This is a genomic window from Legionella sp. (assembly GCF_965140895.1).
Lineage (GTDB): Bacteria > Pseudomonadota > Gammaproteobacteria > Legionellales > Legionellaceae > Legionella.
This window is the reverse complement of the sequence record NZ_CBCSKT010000075.1, coordinates 1-2,885: the sequence shown is the minus strand read 5'-3', so window position 1 is coordinate 2,885 and position 2,885 is coordinate 1. Positions and strand designations below refer to the sequence as shown.

The following is a 2,885-nucleotide window of genomic DNA, read 5'->3' as shown; positions in this document are numbered from 1 at the left end:
GAATGATTATCAATGGCGCAAAGGTTAAAAAAAGGACATGATAGTGTGTAATTGCGCGAGGAGTCAGGCTGCATCAAGGTTTTTGTGTATGTAGCTGTAGATTCAATAGATGAATTTAGGTAAAGTGAAACAGCATGATTTACCTCATGTAGTTTCTTTTGTTTTTGAAACTCAACATTAATTAGGAGAGGATATGCGTTTTAATCAATGGATGGGCTTTATTGTTGCTGGTTCAATGTTGGCAGGTACCCCAGTTTCTGCTGCTAGTGTTCCTGTACATGAGCAATTGCAAGTTTCTCAATGTCTTGCTGCAAAAATAACTACGGCATATGATGTTTTGGCAGAAAACAAACAATTTCGAATTATAGATGTTCCCAGCGCCGATGTTGAATCAATCAGTCATTTAGCCGATAAAGAACATTGTGGTCGTTTTGTGAATGTGAGTCAGCGCATAGCAGGTAATTCGCTGATTGCAAAACAGCGTGCCGCTAAAAACGTTTTAGCAAAAAACGCGTTGCATGCGCCCATAAAAGGAAAAACCACGTATGAAATTAAGCATCAAGATGAAGTAAACGCAGCATTGAAAAATGTGGTTGCGGATAATATTTGGCAAACTTTGGCTCATTTAACTTCATACCATAATCGTTCAGCTACCAAAGATACTGGGGTTGATGCGGCAAAATGGTTAAAAGCTAAATTTGAGGCAATGGCAACAGAATATGGACGTACCGATGTAGCAACTTATTTTGTGTCTACAGGCTACTACAAACAACCTTCTTTAGTGACCGTTATCGGTAAAGACATTAAAGCTCCAGGGATTGTTATTGGTGCACATATGGACACTTTAGATGGCCGTATGCCAGGTGCTGGTGATGATGGTAGTGGTTCTTCCAGTATCATGGAAATGGCTCGTGTTCTGTTATCGTCTAACACTACGTTTAAACGTCCTGTTTACATCATTTGGTACGCTGCTGAAGAGCGTGGCTTGGTAGGTTCTCAACATGTTGTAGACCATTTCCACGAGCATGCAATTCCAGTTAAAGCGGCGATTCAATTTGATATGACTGGTTATCGTGTTGATCCTAAAGATCCAACCATGTGGGTATTTACTGATTACACCGATAAAGGTCTAAGCAACTTTGTAGCGAAATTAATTGATATCTATGTGAAGGTTCCCGTTGATTATTCACGTTGTGGGTATGGGTGTAGTGACCATGCTTCATGGACTGAAATTGGAGTTCCTGCCGCATTCCCATGTGAATCAAATTTCGATGATCACAACCCATATATTCATAGCTCTTCAGATACTATGGCTCTATTGAGCTTAGAACATATGACGAACTTCAGTAAATTAGCGGTAGCTTTTGCGATTGAATTAGCATCTGAGTAATTTTCCTCTAGCCTCTTTGGTTAAGCCAAAGAGGCATCTTAATTGACCTCGTAGGTTTCTCTATTTTTTAATAAGCGTTGGAGTAGATAATGAGGCTCTGTTTCACGACTATAATTATTTTTGCGACATTAGAGCCGGATAATCCCTTATCCATACTTAGGACATTTATTGATTTATGGAATGATTAGTAATTTTTTCATGTTCATCTTCGTCACTGTCATAACTACTTCTAGGTGCATTATGAAAAAAAGTACTGATGCTTATTGAATGAATCCTTAGTGGAGTGATAACCTCACATTTTTCAAGTCGTATTGCGGCATCAGTGGCAGATGGTATCTCTAGATCTAATTGATGTTCCTTACTATAACGAATAACTTCCTCAATAAAACAGTTCTTATCAACATCATTTTCAAGGGTTTGGAACAGCACTGCAACATCTAAAGCATTCGATAATCCTTGCTTAACAGGTACAGTAGAATTTTCAATAATGCTTTGAAATAATTTAAAATTATTCTTGTATACACAGACTCCCAAAGGAGTAACACCATCGAAGCGACCTATGTTAGGGTTTGCACCATGGCTTAGTAATAATTTAGCAGTATCTTCCCACCCTTTTTGACAGACGTAGGCAAGAGGAGTGCTAAGTTGATTCGTCCGACCTTGTTGCTGATCAATTGTTTGACGAACGCAGATTAAGAAGCGTTCTACATGGTCATTATTCGGTATAATGTCATCTCTCATTACAAGAGCTCCCAATGAAGCAAATCCTTTGGGACATATAGCAAATGGATCGGCTTTTGCTTCTAATAATATCTCCATTTCCTCTAAACGCTCCTCTACACAAGCACAAAAAAGGATGGGGGATTTATTAGTACATACAATATCAGGGCTGGCCTTATGCTCTAATAAAAATTTGAAGATATCCAAATAATGTTTATCATATGCAATTTCCAAAAGATATTGGTTCTTATCCAGGTTCTTAAACTCAAAATTTATGTCTTTGCGTAGTCGCATTAAGCTTTTTAAGATGAGTAACCGATTATTCTTAACCGCTAATTCAATGAGAACATTCGTTTCAAGAGAACACTGTTGCAGCAGAGCCTCCATAGATTTTTTATACTTCTTATCATCACTGAATGAATCAGAGACCATTGAGTTAATTTCTTCTAATAACAGGAGCTTCTTATTCATGGTCTCAATAAAATCAGTCTCTTCTATTTCATTCGTTCGCTTAGATTTCTTATTTTGCAGCAGTAGCGGCGATGGTTACTCTAATTGGTTTTGCGTTAGTGCTCTCTGGAGTGCTTGCTCCATTTGGTATTGCCTTGATTGGCACTACAGAATTAATATTAGGTGCGGTTGGTGCCTGCTTGGCGTTCGCCGCAACGTTGACAAGTGCTATCAAAATAGGACGTAATGAACGGCGTTTGTCGGCTTATCAATCGATGCTGGTGCACCAGGATTTAATTGCGGAAGAAATTTATAACAAGAAATT

Annotated in this window: 3 protein-coding genes; 2 read left to right on the top strand and 1 reads right to left on the bottom strand. The window is 38.4% G+C overall.

Annotated features, from left to right (window positions below; translation table 11 throughout):
* Positions 1-193: 193 nt before the first annotated feature.
* The gene (gene lapA / locus ACQY7T_RS09300; RefSeq protein WP_428412901.1) at positions 194-1,390 is read left to right on the top strand and encodes an aminopeptidase LapA; all 1,197 of its coding nucleotides are present in this window, start codon (positions 194-196) and stop codon (positions 1,388-1,390) included.
* Positions 1,391-1,555: 165 nt separating this feature from the next.
* Here lapA and ACQY7T_RS09295 read toward each other — a convergent pair whose 3' ends face one another.
* Positions 1,556-2,581 carry an ankyrin repeat domain-containing protein gene (locus ACQY7T_RS09295; RefSeq protein WP_428412899.1) on the bottom strand — a complete coding sequence of 342 codons (1,026 nt, stop codon included), beginning with the start codon at positions 2,579-2,581 and terminating at the stop codon, positions 1,556-1,558.
* Positions 2,582-2,652: 71 nt separating this feature from the next.
* Here ACQY7T_RS09295 and ACQY7T_RS09290 point away from each other — a divergent pair.
* The coding region (locus tag ACQY7T_RS09290) for a hypothetical protein (protein WP_428412898.1) at positions 2,653-2,885 on the top strand (233 nt) is incomplete at its 3' end.

Excerpts from the sequence above, each read along its gene's own strand:
- ACQY7T_RS09295 (WP_428412899.1), bottom strand. The coding sequence starts at position 2,581 with ATGAATAAGAAGCTCCTGTTATTAGAAGAAATTAACTCAATGGTCTCT.
- lapA (WP_428412901.1), top strand. The coding sequence starts at position 194 with ATGCGTTTTAATCAATGGATGGGCTTTATTGTTGCTGGTTCAATGTTG.